Annotated in this window: 17 protein-coding genes, 1 tRNA gene and 2 rRNA genes; all 20 read left to right on the plus strand. The window is 48.1% G+C overall.

Annotation, left to right across the window (positions count from 1 at the left end):
• Positions 1-168: ribosomal RNA gene (locus C508_RS0108465) — 23S ribosomal RNA — on the plus strand; the annotation flags it as partial.
• A gap of 148 nt (positions 169-316) precedes the next feature.
• Positions 317-433 (plus strand): 5S ribosomal RNA (gene rrf, locus C508_RS0108470).
• Between the two features lie 3 nt (positions 434-436).
• Positions 437-512 (plus strand) — tRNA-Asn (locus C508_RS0108475).
• Positions 513-626: 114 nt separating this feature from the next.
• Complete coding sequence (locus C508_RS0108480; protein ID WP_018703123.1) at positions 627-878, plus strand: (2Fe-2S) ferredoxin domain-containing protein; 252 nt, start codon at positions 627-629, stop codon at positions 876-878.
• The gene (locus C508_RS0108485; RefSeq protein WP_018703124.1) at positions 875-2,584 is read left to right on the plus strand and encodes a [Fe-Fe] hydrogenase large subunit C-terminal domain-containing protein; all 1,710 of its coding nucleotides are present in this window, start codon (positions 875-877) and stop codon (positions 2,582-2,584) included. Before C508_RS0108480 ends, C508_RS0108485 begins: the two co-directional genes overlap by 4 nt.
• Positions 2,584-3,738, plus strand: coding sequence for a SpoIIE family protein phosphatase (locus tag C508_RS0108490; protein ID WP_018703125.1), 1,155 nt, complete (start codon positions 2,584-2,586; stop codon positions 3,736-3,738). The genes C508_RS0108485 and C508_RS0108490 overlap by 1 nt, the downstream gene beginning before the upstream one ends.
• 83 nt (positions 3,739-3,821) lie before the next feature.
• Entirely contained in the window at positions 3,822-5,324 is a 1,503-nt protein-coding gene (locus C508_RS0108495) for a 4Fe-4S dicluster domain-containing protein (RefSeq protein WP_018703126.1), read from the plus strand.
• A 65-nt stretch (positions 5,325-5,389) separates the two neighbouring features.
• A complete protein-coding gene (locus C508_RS0108500) occupies positions 5,390-6,127 on the plus strand; it encodes a YebC/PmpR family DNA-binding transcriptional regulator (protein ID WP_018703127.1) in 738 nt (245 codons plus the stop codon).
• 113 nt (positions 6,128-6,240) lie between these two features.
• On the plus strand, positions 6,241-6,735 hold the full coding sequence (gene ruvC / locus C508_RS0108505; protein WP_018703128.1) for a crossover junction endodeoxyribonuclease RuvC: 495 nt from the start codon (positions 6,241-6,243) through the stop codon (positions 6,733-6,735).
• A gap of 8 nt (positions 6,736-6,743) precedes the next feature.
• A complete protein-coding gene (gene ruvA / locus C508_RS0108510) occupies positions 6,744-7,352 on the plus strand; it encodes a Holliday junction branch migration protein RuvA (protein ID WP_018703129.1) in 609 nt (202 codons plus the stop codon).
• The gene (ruvB, locus tag C508_RS18180; RefSeq protein WP_018703130.1) at positions 7,352-8,386 is read left to right on the plus strand and encodes a Holliday junction branch migration DNA helicase RuvB; all 1,035 of its coding nucleotides are present in this window, start codon (positions 7,352-7,354) and stop codon (positions 8,384-8,386) included. Before ruvA ends, ruvB begins: the two co-directional genes overlap by 1 nt.
• Before the next feature lie 14 nt (positions 8,387-8,400).
• Positions 8,401-8,994 carry an epoxyqueuosine reductase QueH gene (locus tag C508_RS0108520; protein WP_018703131.1) on the plus strand — a complete coding sequence of 198 codons (594 nt, stop codon included), beginning with the start codon at positions 8,401-8,403 and terminating at the stop codon, positions 8,992-8,994.
• A 2-nt stretch (positions 8,995-8,996) separates the two neighbouring features.
• On the plus strand, positions 8,997-10,310 hold the full coding sequence (locus tag C508_RS0108525; protein ID WP_018703132.1) for a SpoIID/LytB domain-containing protein: 1,314 nt from the start codon (positions 8,997-8,999) through the stop codon (positions 10,308-10,310).
• Positions 10,311-10,330: 20 nt separating this feature from the next.
• A complete protein-coding gene (gene queA, locus C508_RS0108530) occupies positions 10,331-11,350 on the plus strand; it encodes a tRNA preQ1(34) S-adenosylmethionine ribosyltransferase-isomerase QueA (RefSeq protein ID WP_018703133.1) in 1,020 nt (339 codons plus the stop codon).
• Between the two features lie 21 nt (positions 11,351-11,371).
• Positions 11,372-12,484, plus strand: a complete 1,113-nt coding sequence (gene tgt / locus C508_RS0108535; RefSeq protein WP_018703134.1) for a tRNA guanosine(34) transglycosylase Tgt — start codon at positions 11,372-11,374, stop codon at positions 12,482-12,484.
• A 62-nt stretch (positions 12,485-12,546) separates the two neighbouring features.
• Positions 12,547-12,846 (plus strand): preprotein translocase subunit YajC, encoded by a 300-nt coding sequence (gene yajC / locus C508_RS0108540; protein WP_018703135.1) that lies wholly within the window; start codon positions 12,547-12,549, stop codon positions 12,844-12,846.
• Positions 12,830-13,426, plus strand: coding sequence for a 5-formyltetrahydrofolate cyclo-ligase (locus tag C508_RS18185; RefSeq protein ID WP_018703136.1), 597 nt, complete (start codon positions 12,830-12,832; stop codon positions 13,424-13,426). Before yajC ends, C508_RS18185 begins: the two co-directional genes overlap by 17 nt.
• Positions 13,427-13,442: 16 nt before the next feature.
• Positions 13,443-14,648 carry a protein translocase subunit SecD gene (gene secD / locus C508_RS0108550; RefSeq protein ID WP_018703137.1) on the plus strand — a complete coding sequence of 402 codons (1,206 nt, stop codon included), beginning with the start codon at positions 13,443-13,445 and terminating at the stop codon, positions 14,646-14,648.
• Positions 14,649-14,662: 14 nt separating this feature from the next.
• A complete protein-coding gene (gene secF / locus C508_RS0108555) occupies positions 14,663-15,562 on the plus strand; it encodes a protein translocase subunit SecF (protein ID WP_018703138.1) in 900 nt (299 codons plus the stop codon).
• A gap of 169 nt (positions 15,563-15,731) precedes the next feature.
• Positions 15,732-17,816 carry a single-stranded-DNA-specific exonuclease RecJ gene (recJ, locus tag C508_RS18190; RefSeq protein WP_169342525.1) on the plus strand — a complete coding sequence of 695 codons (2,085 nt, stop codon included), beginning with the start codon at positions 15,732-15,734 and terminating at the stop codon, positions 17,814-17,816.
• Positions 17,817-17,827: the final 11 nt, after the last annotated feature.

Below are 17,827 nucleotides of genomic sequence, written 5' to 3' on the forward strand. Positions count from 1 at the left end.
AACGGATAAACGCTGAAAGCATCTAAGCGTGAAACCAGCCTTAAGATGAGGTCTCTCACAGACTCGATCTGGTAAGGCCCCTCATAGACGATGAGGTAGATAGGCCAGGAGTGTAAGGCGAGCAATCGCTTCAGCGGACTGGTACTAATCGGCCGAGGGCTTGATTTAATAAGCAAGCGAACCCCTGACAGCGCAGCTGAAGGGTGTGAGTCGCTTAGTTCTGAGCGAAAGTGAAGAACTTCTACTTCTCAAACAATCGATCTTCTTTCTGTGTGGAGTTTTGAGGGAGCATGCAAATGCAAACTCAGTAAGACAATCCGGTGACGATAGCTGTGGGGTTCCACCTGTTCCCATCCCGAACACAGCAGTTAAGCCCACATACGCCGAAAGTACTTGGCTGGAAGCGGCCTGGGAGGATAGGTAGTTGCCGGTTTATTCCTCGATAGCTCAATCGGTAGAGCACGCGGCTGTTAACCGCGGGGTTGTAGGTTCGAGTCCTACTCGAGGAGCCAGTTTTATCGAAGCCGTACATTAGTACGGCTTTTTTTATTTGCTCTATTCTTGCATCTGACCTTCTCTTGCGGTAAAATTAGCAAGAGTGAAAAGTATCACAAGGAGCGTTATTGATGATTGAAATTGCCATTTGTGTAGGAAGCGCCTGTCATTTGAAGGGCTCTTACCAAGTGATGCACGCCTTTAAATCTCTTTTGGAACTGCACCGTTTGGAAGGACGATTGGTGGAGCTAAAAGGAGCTTTTTGTCAGGGAGACTGTACAGAGGGTGTCGTTGTTCATATCAATGGAGAGCGAATTACCCGAGTTTCACAAGATAAAGTGTTTGAACTTTTTCAAGCAAAGGTGCTGGGGAGACAGTTATGAATATTATTCGTACGCTCAAGGTTAATTGCAAAGATTGTAATCGTTGTGTACGATCTTGCCCGGTAAAGGCTATTGGCGTCAGCCGGCATCATGCGTATGTGCTGGAAGAACGGTGTATTCTCTGTGGGAAGTGTGTTGCAGAATGTCCGCAAAATGCCAAGCAGATTCGCAATCAACTCAATGACGTTCAGCGTTGGCTTCAAGGGAAACGGCCAGTTTATTTAAGTCTGGCTCCTTCTTTCCCGGCATTTCCAGCCCTTGGCGCGGCGGAAACGCTGCCGGAACGATTAGTTTCTTTGGGCTTTGCCGCTGTAGAATGTACTACGGTAGGAGCGGATCTTATAATGGAAGAGTATCGGCATTTGGTAGAAACTAAATCTCATCCGATTCTTTCTTCCTGTTGCCCAGTAACTGTCGATTTGGTTAATAAGTATTACCCGCAAGTTTCATCTTGGCTGGCGCCTGTAATTTCGCCCATGCAGGCGCATGCAAAGGATATTAAGCAGCGCTGTCCGGAAGCTAAAGTTGTTTTTGCCGGGCCTTGTTTAGGGAAAATGGGAGAATTAAAAGAGTCTTTTAATTCGGTAGATGCGGTATTAACTTTTTCGCAGCTTCAAGAATGGCTGCTGCAAAGTTCTCCCAATGCCTTAGTACAGAAAAATTCTTGGCGTGAAGGCGTTCATACTCGTTCCTTTCCGCTTAGCAGCGGCATTACCCGCTCGTTTTTGACGTGGGACGGTATGAGCGAAGATGTGGTTATTGCTGATGGCTTGGAACGCTGTACGGAACTATTGCAAGGCTTGTGCCGCCATGAGGTTCGGCCTCGTTTTGTAGAACTCTTGGCTTGTCCTGGAGGATGCTTAGGCGGTCCGCTAGGAGGGCAGGCGGATTGCCTGGCCGCACGACGTGAAGCCATTCTGCAGTATTGGCGCAAAGTTGAAGACTCGAAACCTTCTTTGGCCCAGGGAAAGCCTTCTTTGAACGTGACAAACCAAGTGGAATTGGGAAGAACGCAATTGCCAAGACCAACACAGTTTGCGGCGCCGCCGGAGGCGGAGATTCGGGCTATTTTGAGCCAAATCGGCAAATATACCCAAGCGGACGAGCGAAATTGCGGCGCTTGCGGCTATTCAACCTGCCGCGAGAAAGCGACGGCCGTATATTATGGCGTAGCGGAAACGACTATGTGTGTGCCGTATATGCGCTCCAAAGCGGAGTCGTTTGCGAAAATTATTGTGCGCAATTCTCTTAACGCTATTATTGCCGTGGATTCCGATATGATCGTTCAAGAGTGCAACCCGGCGGCGGTGCATATGTTCTCAGGCAGACAGGCGTTGCGGCGCGGGCGCCCATTAGGGAGCTATTTTTCGCCTGATTTGTTTATGGAAGCTTTGCAAAAGAATACAAAGCTAATTGGCAAACGTGTTGAGTATCCAGAACACCAGTTAGTAACCGAGCAAATGATCTTGCCGGTTCCAGAACACAATTTGGTTATTGGCATTATTACGAATGTAACCGCGCAAGAAAAGCGCCTTCAGGACTGGGAAAAAACGAAGGCGGAGACGATGGACAAAGCCAACGCTATTATTCGTCAGCAAATGCATGTCGCTCAAGAAATTGCCGGGCTTTTGGGAGAAACAACAGCGGATACCAAAGTGGCTCTGCTTGAATTGATGCATCTGCTTCACGACAAGGAGGAGCGTTAATGCTGTTTCATGCGGATGTGGCGGTCCGGCAGCTAAATAAGCACGGTGAAGAGCTTTGCGGCGACCATGTAAATATTACGCGTACAGCGGATGACACCTTTATTGTTCTTTCCGATGGCTTGGGCAGCGGCGTAAAAGCGAATATCCTTGCCACCTTAACGACAAAAATTGCGTCTTCTATGTGCCGCAAAGGCATTGCCATGGAAGACGTGGTAGCCACGATAACAGAAACTTTGCCGGTCTGCCGACAACGGAAAATTGCCTATTCGACCTTGCATTTGCTGCATTTGCAGGCAGATGGGCAGGCTAAAATTGTAGAATTCGATTGTCCGCAGACTTTCTTGTGTCGTGATGGCGTTGTAATTCCCGTACCTACGGAAGAAAAAGAAATTGCCGGTCGTCTTGTGCGTGAAGGTTCATTACGGCTGGTAGAAAACGATCTCCTTATTGCCGTCAGCGACGGCGTCATTCACGCCGGCATCGGCGGTTTGCTGAATCTTGGCTGGGGCTGGGAAGGCATTGCCGAGCAATTGCGGCAAATCATGCTTCAGCCTGCGCCATGCGCGCGAGAGGTCAGCCAGAGTTTGATTTCCTGTTGTGAAGGCTATTATACAGGAAGACCAGGAGATGACTCCACGGTTGTGGCGGTAAGGTTACATCCCCCACGGTGCCTTACGCTGATGGCTGGGCCTCCTCAAGACCGCCGTGCTGACTCCAGGGTGGTTTGGCGCTTGTTGAGTCAAACCGGGAAGAAAGCCATTGCCGGGGGAACCACGGCTAGGATTGTAAGCCGTATCACCGGGCGTGAATTGCGCGTGCTCGGCGTATATGAGGACCCGCAAATACCGCCAATCGGAAAACTAGAGGGTGTTGATTTGGTAACAGAAGGCTTATTGACTTTAAATGCCGTGGGAGAACGTTTATTATCCGAGGAGGAGCTGAGAAATTCTCGTAAACGAGATGGGGCGACTCTTTTGGCTCAGGAATTATTACAAGCGGACCGCATTACTATTTTGGCAGGCAAAGCATTGAACGAGGCGCATGCGCAAGCGTTGCACTTGCCTTTCCAAGTTCATTTAAAAAGTCAGGTACTGCAACGCTTGGCTGGACAATTAGAAGCCTTGGGGAAAACTGTGGTGTTGGAATGGTTTTAAATTGATTGGTGACTAGAAAGTAATAACAGTTTTTGTTTTGCAATGAAATGTGAATTGAATGAGAGAGGGTAGGTTCTAAAATCATGGCTCATATAACTGAAATTGTATCAATTCGGCGGAGTGTATTGGCAGAATTAGCAAAATTAACCCGTGAGGGTAATTTAGTTGCTGAAATTGAAAATTCGGCGTTTAGTTTGGTTAGTGAAAACGGCAGTCGTTATCGGTGCTGCGTGCATAAAGAACGAGCTGTATTGAAGGAACGTTTTAATTTGGCGATGGGGCAGGAAGTGGATATGCCCCTGGCGGAAGCGGCGCAGCGCACTTTGGCAGGGCAGTATGCTCAGATGCCGATTATTAGCGTTTTGCCCGAAGCTTGCGACCAATGTCCAATCGATAAATTTTTCGTTACCAACGCCTGCCGCAATTGCATTGCCCACAATTGTAAAAACAGTTGTCCTAAAAACGCAATTATGATTGTGCAAAATCAGGCTTATATCGATAAAACCAAGTGTGTGGAATGCGGTATGTGTAAAAAATCCTGTTCCTATGGTGCGATTATTGAGGTCAACCGTCCCTGCGAGGGCGCTTGCGAACTCAAAGCTATCAAAGCTGGCGCTGATCGTAAAGCGGTTATTGATTACGATAAATGCGTACAATGCGGCGGTTGTAAAGTTGCGTGTCCTTTCGGCGCGATTTCTGATAGAACCTATTTAGTGCAGGTTTTACGGGCGATTGATGCTGGGAAACAAGTACATGCCTTGTTGGCGCCTGCGTTTATCGGTCAGTTTGGCGCTAAGGTACAGCCCGGTCAAGTTGTTGCGGGCTTGAAAAAAATAGGATTTTCCGAGATCGAGGAAGTGTCCTTTGCAGCTGACATCGTTACACTGGAAGAAGCAAAAGAATTTGCAGAAACAGTACCTCAAGAACGTCCTTTTATGACTACGTCGTGCTGTCCGGCTTTTGTGGGCATGGTGGATAAGCATTTGCCCCAAGTAAAAGAATTAGTATCAAGCACAGTATCGCCTATGATTGCCGCCGGCAAGGTGGTAAAAGAAAAAAATCCCGAGGCGGTTACCGTCTTTATTGGCCCCTGCGTAGCTAAAAAATATGAAGCGGAAGTTAAAGGACAGGGAGTAATTGACTATGTGCTAACTTTTGAGGAGCTTCAAGGAATCTTTGAGGGCTTAGAAATTGATTTAAGCGCCATAGAGGCAGTTCCTTTTCAAACCGCGGCTTCTCGTGACGGCAATATTTTTGCCAGAGCAGGCGGTGTGGAACAAGCTGTAAAAGATACGGCATCACAACTGGCGCCTGAACTTGAAGTTTGCTCGCAGCGCAAAGAAGGTTTGGGCGAATGCCGCATGCAGCTATTGCTGATGAAAGCAGGGAAAGTTCCCGGCAATTTCTTTGAAGGCATGGCTTGCCAAGGAGGCTGCGTTGGCGGTCCCGGTTCTATTGCGGATTATCGGGTTACCAGCAAGCTGGTTGATAAATTTGGCGGTTCGGCGCAAGTGACTACGGCTCCAGAAAATGAGGCGGCCAATGAAGCGGCGCAACAGCAAAACAACTGGCATCATCACAAGTGATTTTGCCAAATTCGTCGAAATATGATATCATTATTCCCGCTTAGTATTGCTGGGAGGGGAAAACAATGTCAGGACATTCCAAGTGGGCTAATATTAAACATAAAAAAGGGAAAATGGATGCCATTCGCGGCAAAATTACTACCAAAATAGCTAGGGAAATCACGGTTGCCGTGCGCATGGGCGGCGCGGATCCAACAGGCAATATGCGTTTAAAACTGGCTTTGGGCAAGGCGAGGGAAAACAATGTTCCCAAAGACAACATTCAACGAGCCATTCAAAAAGGTCAGGGCTCTTTGGAAGGCAGCAACTATGAAGAGCTGACTTATGAGGGGTACGGCCCAGGGGGCGTAGCGCTGATTGTGGAGGTAATGACCGATAATCGCAATCGTACTGCTGCTGATTTGCGTCATCTTTTTTCAAAAAATGGCGGCAATATGGGCGAAAGCGGTTGCGTGTCTTGGATGTTTAATCGCAAAGGTCTATTTACCCTGGAAAAAGAAGATTCTTTTGACGAAGACGAACTGATGATGACGGTTCTTGAAGCTGGAGCTGACGATATGTCAGTAGAAGACGAAGAAGTGGAAGTACTTACTTCGCCAGAGGCCTTTGCCGCAGTGCAAGAAAAACTGGAAGCGGAAAAAGTAACGATTCTGTCCGCTCAGTTGGGCTTGTTTCCAGATACCCGCATAGCAGTGTCAGGAGATGATGCGACCAAGCTGATGAAGCTCTTGGATGCATTGGAAGACCATGACGATGTGCAGGAAGTATATGGAAACTTTGATCTTCCAGAAGATGAAATCTAAATTTGGGGCGGCGCGAAGCGCCGCTTTCTTTACTGTCAGCAGGAGTTTCCTGAAATAAAGCGAATCTATGTTCTTGTACGCGTCTGTGCGTTACAAGGAGGGGCTTTGGTGTTATGCGTATTTTGGGAATTGACCCGGGGACAGCGATTTGCGGCTATGGCTGCGTAGAATGGATACAGGGGCGGTTGCGTCCTGTTGCTTATGGCGCTATCCGTACAGGACCTGAACTGCCGTTGGAAAAACGCTTACTGCTGATTCACGAGCGACTACAGAAGTTGCTGACAGAGCTCCAGCCGGAGCGAATCGGCGTGGAGCAATTGTTTTTTAACCGGAATGTAACTACCGCCATGGCGGTAGGGCAGGCTAGAGGCGTTATTCTATTAGCTGCTGCACAGGCTAATTTGCCTCTTGAAGAATATACTCCGGGTCAGATTAAGCAGGCAGTGACAGGCTATGGAAAAGCGGATAAAGGACAGGTTACAGGGATGACAGTGCGCCTTTTGGGGTTGAAGGAAACACCTAAGCCGGATGATGTGGCGGATGCTCTGGCAATTGCTATTTGTACGGCCCATTGCTGTGAACAGCGCAATGTTTGGCCGAGGAGGTAACGAAAATAATGATCGGATTTCTTCGGGGCCGGGTAGCGCAGCTACAGCCGGAAAGATGTTTTTTGGATGTTCAGGGTGTTGGTTATCGTTTGGCTGTTTCTGAACAAACCAGACGTACGTTGTCAATGGGACAAGATGCAATGCTCTTTACTCATTTGCAGGTTCGAGAAGACGCTTTATCTTTATTTGGTTTTTCCCAAGAAGAAGAGTACGAGCTTTTTTTGCATTTAATCGGTGTCAGCGGTATTGGGCCTAAATCGGCTCTGGCTATTCTGTCGGCCATTCAGCCGCAGGAACTACGCCGTGCAGTGTGCCAAAAACAGACTGCTTTGTTGGTGAAGCTTCCTGGAATCGGTAAAAAAACTGCTGAAAGGCTTGTGCTGGAATTAAAGGACAAGTTGGGGAGCATTCCCGACTGGGATGATGCAGAAGAACAGGCGCTTTCCGCTCAAGCTGATACAGGATCTTCCTTGGATGAGGCCTTACTGGCTTTGGAATCTTTAGGCTATGGACACAGTGAGGCGATAACAAGCCTGCGTAAGTTTGCCTCTGAATCGTTGGCGGTGGAGGAATTAATCCGTAAAGCCTTGGGTGATTTGAGCGGTGGGAGGCAGTGATGGAAGAAACACGCATCATTGGCGGCGATGAATTAGCTGGAGATAACTGGCAATTTAGTTTGCGCCCTAAACGTCTTCAGGAATATATCGGCCAGGATCAAGTTAAACAAAATCTTTCTATTTTTATTCAGGCGGCTTTGGCCCGCCAAGAGGCGTTGGATCATGTGCTTTTTTACGGTCCGCCTGGTTTAGGGAAAACGACCTTGGCTGGTATTATTGCGAATGAATTAGGGGTACAGCTACGCATTACATCCGGTCCTGCCATTGAACGACCAGGTGATTTGGCGGCGCTTCTTACTAACTTGGGAGAAAAGGATGTTCTCTTCATTGATGAAATTCACCGCCTTTCACGGCATGTTGAAGAAATTCTTTACTCAGCAATGGAAGATTACGCCTTAGATATTATGATTGGCAAAGGGCCCTCAGCTCGCTCTATTCGCTTGGATCTTCCTCCCTTTACCTTAATCGGCGCCACAACAAAAGCGGGGGCTCTGGCGTCGCCGTTGCGGGATCGGTTTGGCGTTATGTGCCGCTTAGAATATTATACTCCTGAGCATTTGTCTCACATTGTAACCAGGGCGGCTTCGCTGCTGAATATTGAAATTGAGGAGAGAGGCGCTTGGGAGATTGCGCGTCGTTCTCGTGGTACGCCGCGGGTAGCTAACCGTTTGTTAAAACGTGTGCGCGATTATGCGCAAATTGCCGGAGACGGCATTATTACTTCCGAAATTGCTGATAAGGCATTAGCGATGCTGGAAGTGGACGCAGCTGGTTTGGATCGTACGGACCGAGCCATGCTGGAGGCGATTATTCGTCGTTTTGGCGGCGGTCCTGTGGGCTTGGATACCTTAGCGGCTGCGATTAGCGAAGAAACCGAAACTGTGGAAGACGTCTACGAACCATTTTTGCTGCAGCTTGGATATTTGCAGCGAACTCCTCGCGGCCGTACTGCTACGATGCAAGCATATGAACATTTGGGAATTCCCTTTCCGGGCAGCGCTTCTGCCCAGCAGGACGAGTCGGCTTTGTTTTAAGGAGGCTTTCGGCCATGAATATACTACTTCATATTTGTTGCGGCCCTTGCGCTATTTATCCCTTGCAGGCTTTGCGAGCGGAGGAAGGTGTTACCTCGGTAACCGGTCATTTTTTTAATCCTAATATTCATCCATATAAGGAATTTCAAAGGCGTTTGGATACGCTACGCACCTGGGCGGAAGAGGAAAAGTTGGAACTTTTGACAGATACACGCTACTTGTTGGAAGAATTTCTGAGCGGCGCGTTACAGCGGGGGACGAATCGTTGCAGCTTTTGCTATGAAATGCGGCTGCTTGAAACTGCAAAGCAAGCAAAAGAACGCGGTTTTGACGCTTTCACGACCACACTTTTGGTTAGTCCTTATCAAAACCAAGATACAATTGCCGCCGCCGCAGAACTGGCGGCTAAGGCCTATGGCGTTCCTTTTTTGCGCCGCGATTTTCGCAGTGGTTGGCAGGAAGGCGTCCGCATTAGTCGTGAGCGGGAAATGTATCGTCAACCGTATTGCGGTTGCGTGTTAAGCGAGCGGGATCGTTACGAAAAAAACCAAAAAATGAATAAAAAGAGTTTTTTAGAAGTTGCAATCGCAAAAGGCGACAAGGAGTAACTATGAAAAAATCTTCATTTTCTATTTTTTTGATTTGTGTTGTATTGCTATTTATGACCATAGTTGTGCAGGCCTCACCGCAACCATTGGTTCGTGTGGGACTATGGAATGGCCAACAAAGCGTTGTTGTTGGGTCCTCCGGAGCCTATTCGGTGGAAACAGAGCAAGAGCAACCGAAGTGGGCGGAATTTAAGGCTGGCGAGAAGATTGTGATTGCCTGGCAACAGAACGGCATGACCATCAATGGCAAAGCGTTGCGAGGACAAACACTGTACTTGCGCAGCAATGTGGAAAATGTCCGCTGGGAAGTTAACCGCAAAAAATATCGCGGCGATATCGTTGTGCGCCCAACAACAGGAAAAAATGGCTTAACGGTAATCAATGAAGTTTTGATGGAAGAATATCTTTACGGAATTTTAGGTAAGGAAATTTCGGCTGGTTGGCCGGCGGAAGCCGCCAAAGCCCAGGCGGTTGCAGCGCGCAGCTACGCTCTGAATCTGATGCTGTCCGGCGATAGGCATCGTCAAGACGGATACGATCTTTGCGCTACTGTGCATTGCCAAGTTTACGGAGGCGCTGATGCGGAAGCGCCGGATATGATTCAAGCTGTTACGGCGACGAAGGGCATTGCCGCCTATTATAATGGTCAGCCGATTCACGCTTATTTTCATTCTTCCAGCGGCGGACACACGGAAGATAGTGAAAATGTTTGGAGCAGTGCGTTGCCGTATTTACGAGGCGTTGCCGATGTTGATGCGGAGGCGTCAGGAAGCTCATGGGAAAAACGCTTTACTGCGCGATCGCTGGAAACCTTGTTGACTCAAAAAGGAAAAGGCGTCGGCGTTCTAAAATCGTTAGAGCTTTCGTCCTTGACTAAACCTGGGACGGATCGTACTGAATCTGGACGTGTGCGTCAATTGCAGATAGCGGGAGATAAACGCAGTCTTAGTCTAAGCGGTGTGCAAATGCGCTCGTTGTTGGACTTGCCTAGTGCTCTATTTGATATTCGAGTCGTACGAGCGGTACCTTCGGAGTTGGACGTATCGGTAGAAACTTCTTATGGGACTACAGTGGAGAAGAAGATGCCAGTATCCCTTAAAGAACCGGCTGAGTCTGGGCGATGGAATGATCCTGCCAGCATTCATCGGATTATTCGTCCTGCGGACGATATTGTCATCTTCAACGGCCGAGGCCGTGGGCATGGCGTCGGTATGTCACAGTGGGGCGCTCGTTTGTTAGCGGAAAAAAACAAATACGAGTATAAACAAATTCTCCAGTATTACTACCAAGGGATTACGTTGAAAAAGGCGTATTAACGCCCAAAGGGGAACAAATCATGAATGTCCAAGATTTTGACTACTACTTACCTGAGGAATTAATCGCTCAGACGCCGCTGGCGCAGCGCGATGCTTCACGCCTGATGGTTTTACCGCGTCAGCAAGGAGCTTGCTCACACAGGCATTTCTTTGAGCTTCCTTCATTGCTTCGCAAGGGAGATTTGCTTGTTTTTAATGATACCCGTGTCATACCGGCTCGGCTTTACGGGCGAAAAAAAGATACCGGCGCTAAAGTAGAAGTGTTTTTACTGAAACGGCTGGATTTGGATCGGTGGGAGACGCTGGTGCGCCCCGGGCGTAAGCTTCGTCCAGGTACGGAAGTTGTATTTTCCGATGAATTATCTGCTGTTATTGAAGATACGACCGAGTTTGGCGGCCGTATTGTGCGATTTTGCTGGCAAGGTGTTTTTGAAGAAATCTTGCAGCGCTTAGGCGAGGTTCCGTTACCACCCTACATTCATGAAAAACTGCCGGACCCAGAACGATATCAGACTGTCTATGCTAGAGAAAATGGTTCAGCCGCAGCGCCTACGGCGGGACTGCATTTTACCCCTGAATTATTGGCTCAGCTACGCGAGCAGGGAATTCAGACGGCTTATGTTACTCTTCATGTTGGTTTGGGCACCTTTCGACCTGTAGCGGTAGAATCTATCCAAGAGCATGTCATGCATAGCGAGCAATATGCTATTTCAGAGGAAACTGCTGCCTTGGTCAATGAAACACGTCGGCAGGGCGGACGCGTGATTGCCGTTGGTACGACGGCGGTACGCACCCTAGAAACGGCTGGGCAAAGCGGTCAGTTGCAGTCTTGCAGCGGCTTTACGGATATCTTTATTTACCCAGGCTATGAGTATAAAATTATCGACGGTCTTATCACTAATTTTCATTTACCTAAATCCACTCTGTTGATGCTGGTAAGCGCCTTGGCTGGGCGGGAACGAGTGCTGTCGGCATATAAAGAAGCTGTAGAACAACATTATCGCTTTTTTAGCTTCGGCGATGCGATGTTTATTTTATAAGATATTGAGAGGAGGAATAGCGTGGCTGTTACATTTGAACTTATTCGCCAATGCTCTCATACAGGAGCCCGTGCAGGTCGCTTATATACGCCTCACGGCGTTTTTGATACTCCTATTTTTATGCCTGTAGGCACGCAGGCTACGGTGAAAACCATGTCGCCTAGGGAATTAGAGGAAATGGGCGCAGGTATTATTCTTAGCAATACGTATCACTTGTTTTTACGTCCTGGCCATGACTTGGTAGCTGAAGCCGGGGGACTGCACCGCTTTATGAACTGGAATCGCGGTATTTTGACCGACAGTGGCGGCTTTCAGGTTTTCAGCCTGGGGGCATTGCGCAAAATTACCGAAGAGGGCGTTACTTTTCGTTCTCATATTGACGGTTCCAAACAGTTTTTATCACCGGAGAAAGCTACGGAAGTGCAAATGGCTTTGGGATCCGATATCATTATGGCCTTTGATGAGTGCGTACCTTATCCGGCGGAACACGATTATGCAAAACAGTCAACAGAACGGACGACTCGTTGGGCGGAACGCTGTTTAAAGGCGCATACGCGCAAAGATCAAGCGCTGTTTGGCATTGTGCAGGGCGGTATGTATAAAGATTTGCGGGCTCAAAGCGCACGAGAGCTCGTAGGGCTTGATTTTCCCGGCTATGCTATTGGAGGTCTAAGCGTTGGCGAGCCTAAACCGTTGATGTATGAAGTGTTGGAACATACGGTTCCGCTACTACCGGCAAACAAAGCGCGTTATTTGATGGGCGTAGGCACGCCTGATTGCTTAATTGAAGGCGTACATCGCGGCGTTGATATGTTCGACTGCGTATTCCCCACGCGTGTGGCGCGCAACGGCACGGTTATGACCTGGCAGGGTAAGCTGGTTGTGAAAAATGCAGAATACGCCCGTGATTTCCGGCCTATTGACACGGAATGCGGCTGCTATACTTGCCGTAATTTCAGCCGCGCGTATTTAAGACATTTGTTTAAGGCGGAAGAAGTTTTGGCTCTGCGTTTGGCAACGATTCATAATTTGTATTTCTTATTGGAGTTTATGCGACGCATGCGTCAAGCGATTATTGAGGATCGTTTTTTATCGTTCCGGGATGATTTTTGGCATATGTACGAAAAACGTTAAAAGGATTTTTTTAGTTTGTGTTGAATAGGGAATAGGTAGTTCTGAAAGCGAGGTGAACATACTTGTCAGAAGAAACTCTGCAGATGCTCTTTAGCTATGCACCGATTATTTTAGTGGGTCTGGTTTTCTATTTTATGCTGTATCGACCTCAGAAGAAGCAAGAAAAGACCCGTCACGAAATGCTGGACAACCTGAAAAAAGGTGACAGAGTCGTTACGATCGGTGGCGCTTATGGAACCATTACTGCCATTACTAAGGACAAAGTGACGTTGAAAGTAGCGGAAAAGGTAGAGATCGAATTTGCGCGTACTTCCATCGCCAGCAAACCCAACGGCAGCACCGGCAATGGCGAAAAAAATTAACATTGTTGAAGCAAAGCAGGCGGCGAGACGTCATTTCGCCGCCTTGCGCCGTTCTCTAAGCACGTTGGTAAAACAGAATAGTAGTACTGCAATCTGCCAACAAATTTTAAGCAGCTCGCCTTGGTCTCAGGCGGAAAAAATATTGTTTTACTGGCCTCTTGCTGGCGAGGCGGATATTCGGCCGTTGTTGCAGCAAGCGCAAACGCAAGGGAAACAGGCTTATTTGCCGTTGCTTGATGTGCTGCAGCCAGGCTTGATGGAAGCCGCGGCCTATGCTGGTGAAGCGTGCTTGCAACAAGGGGAACATGGCATTTGGCAGCCCCAGAATACGAGCGTTCTAGCGCCGGAAGGGCTGGATCTCATTTTAATTCCCGCCTTGGCGTTTGATATTGATGGCTATCGTTTAGGATTTGGCGGAGGATACTATGACCGCTATCTAGGACGTACGCGAGCAAGCCGTTTAGGAGTCTGCTGGGAATGCTGTATTTCATTCGATTCGCTGCCCAGGGAAAAGCATGATGAACCTGTGCATTACATAGCAACAGAAGAGCGATGTAGTATAGTAAAAAAAATTGTATAACAAGGAGGAAGGACTAGTGAGGTGGTCTTATTTTGGCAAGTTTTTGGCCATCATTGCCGCTATATTGCTGGTGGCTGGAGTATATACGCTGCCGCTGGCGTTATCTATTAAACAAGGCCTTGATTTGCAAGGCGGTACCCATGTGGTCATGGAGGCAGTAGATACGCCGGAAGCTAAGGTGGATGACGATTCCGTGCAGCGAGTCGTCAAGATTATTGAACGCCGCGTTAATGAGTTGGGACTTACAGAGCCCATCATTCAACGGCAGGGAGAACGACGCATTATCGTTGAACTTCCAGGCGTTAAAGATCCCGAGAAAGCCATCGAAATGCTGGGAAAAACAGCGTTGCTTGAGTTTCAAGATGAAGCGGGCAATACGGTGTTGAGCGGCATGGATCTTAAGGATGCAAAAGAGCAAATCGACCAAGGAAAACGGAATTTAGTAGCCTTGGAATTTTCCGACGAAGGCGGAAAAAAGTTTGCGGATTTGACGCGAAAAAACATTGGCAAAAAAATCAGCATTCTTTTGGATAAACAGGTGCTGACAAGTCCGGTGGTAGAAGAAGTAATTCCTAACGGCAAAGCCGTTATTACCGGCCAACGCAGCATTGAAGAAGCGCGAAATTTGGCCATTTTATTACGTTCCGGCTCGCTGCCTGTTAAGGTGGAAGTGCTAGAAACTAGGACGGTTGGTCCGACCTTGGGTGAAGATTCTAAGCAAAAAAGTCAATTTGCCTTTACGGTCGGCGTAGGCGCGGTAGTCCTCTTTATGGGCCTTTTCTATCGTATTCCCGGCATGGTGGCCAATGTGGCATTGATACTGTATGTATTAATGCTCTTATTGGCCCTTAAGATGCTGAATGCAACCTTAACCTTGCCAGGTATTGCCGGCATTATCTTGTCTGTTGGTATGGCGGTTGATGCGAACGTGTTGATTTTCGAGCGTTTTAAAGAAGAATACCGCAGCGGCAAGTCTCTGCGCGCCGCCATGGATGCTGGTTATAGCCGGGCGTTCATGACCATCTTAGACTCGCATATGACTACGTTGATTGTTTCAGTTATTTTATTCTTTACTGGTACCGGTCTTTTGAAAGGCTTTGCCATTACCCTTGGTCTGGGGATTATCCTCAGCTTATTTACAGCAACTGTGGTAGCTCACTATATGCTGAAGCTGCTCTTTAAGAGCAAACCCTTTCAAAACCACAAAATGTTTGGCGCATAGGAGGTGACGAAAAAATGAAGTTCGATATTATCGGCAAGCGCTATTTTTGGTTTGCCTTGTCTATTTTAATTATGGTTCCCGGCCTGCTTTCCATTGCCGTGCAAGGCTTTAATCTGGGAATTGATTTTACTGGCGGTACGCTGTTGGACTTGAAATTTGCTCGTCCCGTCACAGTCGCCGAAGTCCGGGATGTCATGAAAGACGTGCATATGGAAGGCAGCACCATTCAGCTTGTGGCGAACGAGCAGGTTGATGCCGCACCGAATGTTTTTATTCGCACCGGCGTGCTGACCGAAGAGCAGCGTCGTGACATTATGGCGGATATGACTGCTAAGCTAGGACACTATGACCTCCTGCGCGTAGAAAAAGTTGGACCGACCATTGGTGCAGAACTTACTAAAAATGCGGTTTGGGCCTTGCTTTTGTCGTGGGCGACGATTATTGCGTATATTACCTACCGCTTTGAATTTAAGTTTGCTATTTCCGGCATTTTAGCCTTGGTGCATGACGTAATAGTCGTATTAGGTATATTCTCAATCTTTCAGATTGAAATTGACAGCGCTTTTGTGGCGGCATTGCTGACCATTGTCGGCTTTTCCATTAATGACACCATTGTTATTTTTGACCGTATCCGGGAAAATCTGAAAAACCATCGTAAAGCTGAAAATATTCACGAATTGGTGAATCGCAGCATTTGGCAAACGATGACTCGTTCTATTTATACGGTCTTAACCGTACTATTCGTTACCTTGGCTTTGTATCTTTTTGGCGGCGACACGACCAAGAATTTCTCCTTGGCTATGTTGATCGGCTTTGCCAGCGGTGCGTATTCTTCTATCTTTTTTGCCAGCCCTCTTTGGGTTACCTTTAAAGATCACGAAGGTAATAAACGCAAGTCTGTAAAAGCTTCCTGATAGCGTAGCGTACTAGGACTGCATACCAATAAAGTTGGTATGCAGCCCTTTTTTCATGTAATACCTTTCTTTTTCTCATTTGGAGAAAGGTATTCTCAATTCAAGAGAGAATATTACTATCAATCAGCACAATTTGGTTGCTGTATTTTCTTTAATCAGGTGATAGATGTTGAAAAAATACTGGCAGGTTGCTTCTGCCGAACGAAAACAAGTTGAAATGCTGGCAGCTGCTTTAGGGTTAGATATGCTTCTAGCCAGGTTGCTGGTATTGCGCGGTATAAATACGGTAGAGGCGGCTCGAGAATTTTTATTTGGCGCGATAGAATCCAGTCATGATCCTTTGCTAATGAAGGAAATGGATCTAGCAATGGACCGGACTTTGCAGGCGATTGCCAACCGAGAGCGGATTGTCGTTTATGGGGACTATGATGTGGACGGGGTGACGGCGACGACTCTTTTAACAAGAGTTCTTCGTCAACTCGGAGCGTTGACAGAGACGTATATTCCAGACCGCCAGGAAGAAGGCTACGGCGTTCATTTGGATGCGTTGCGCAAGTTGCGGCAAGATGGTTGTTCGTTAGTTATTACGGTAGATTGCGGAATATCCGCGGCAAAGGAAGCTGAAGCGGAAAACATTCCTCATTTAATCATAACTGATCATCATGAGCCAGGAACAACCTTGCCGAAGGCAGTAGCTGTTTTAAATCCGAAGCGATCCGATTGTTCCTATCCGGATAAAAACCTGGCCGGCGTAGGGGTGGCGTTTAAATTGGCGCAGGCTTTATGGAAAAAGCTGCAGCCAGCAGTAGCGCTTCCAGGCTACTGCTACGAATTGGCTGCGGTTGGCTCTGTGGCGGATATGGTTCCCCTCCAGGGGGAAACGCGTCTTTTGGTGAGGGAAGGACTGAAGCGACTAGTAAAGCCGGAATGTCGCGGTTTAGAGGCGCTTATACAGATCAGCGGCGGAAAAACGCCTGTTTCCGCTGGGAACATCGCTTTTTCGCTGGCGCCGCGTCTGAACGCCGCCGGCAGAATGTCGGCAGCTCAAAGCAGTCTGCAACTGTTGCTTACTGAAAAAAAAGAAGAAGCGGCGGCTTTGGCGCAGGAACTAGACGAAGAAAATAAACAGCGCCAAGAGACGGAGCGTTGTATCGTGGAAGCCGCCGTAGAGCAATGTGAAAAAGCCTCTCTCTCTTCACAAAAGGTGCTTCTTGTAGCGGGTGAAAACTGGCATTCCGGTGTAATCGGTATTGTCGCCTCTAGACTGGTAGAGCGCTACTATCGTCCCGCTATTGTACTCAGTCTTAGCGAAGAGGGCTGGGCGAAAGGGTCTTGTCGAAGCATCCCGGGCTTTGATATGCACCAGGCCTTGCAGGCTTGCGGTCATTTGCTGGAACGTTTTGGCGGACACAAACAGGCGGCAGGTTTGACTATGCGCGCTGAAAATATCACTGCTTTGCAAGAGGCAATGAATCAACAGGCGGAACGAATGCTGCAACCAGAGGATTATGTACCCAAAGTGTCTATTGATGCGGTCGTTTCCTTAGATATGGTGAACGAGGCTTTATTAGAGAAGCTGGAGTTGTTGGAACCCTACGGGATTGGCAATCCGCGCCCCCGACTGCTGTTGCAAAATCTTCACTTGCAGGGAGAAGCGCGGCGTTTGGGAAAAGAAAAAGAACATTTGAAACTAACGGTCCGGCAAAATGAAATTACCTGTCCAGTTTTGGCTTGGCGCCAAGGGGAAAAAGCAAGCTATTTACCGCAAGATACCTTGTTGGACGTGGTGGCGACACCGGAAGGAAATATCTGGCGGGATGAGCTGCAGGTTCAGCTTGTAGCCGAGGATTTTGCTCCTTCTCCGCAACTGGAAAACAAAAGTAGAATATTAGATTATCTAGCGCCGGATATGGCCGGGTTGCGTCAACTTTATGCGGCTATGCGTTATTGTTTAGAGAGTTCTCATTGTCAGGAAGGACTGACGGCGGAGCAACTGCGGCGTCAGCTGCAACTGCAATGCCGGCTGCCGCTAGCTTCGTCGGCCTTAGCGCAGGCGCTAGACGTTTTTTCGGAAGTCTGCCTGATTTCTTACGCTGGAGACACGTCTCCCATATCCTTGCTCCCGGCGCCTGAGAAACGTCTGGATATTACCAATACGCAAGGATATGAACAAGGTTGCCTGTTGCGCCAAAAAGTGCTGGATAGTTGGTTGCAGCGCGTAGAAATACAAGGATTGTCACAAACATGGATTTGACGAGGTGCACA

It is taken from the genome of Anaeromusa acidaminophila DSM 3853, assembly GCF_000374545.1.
GTDB lineage: Bacteria > Bacillota > Negativicutes > Anaeromusales > Anaeromusaceae > Anaeromusa > Anaeromusa acidaminophila.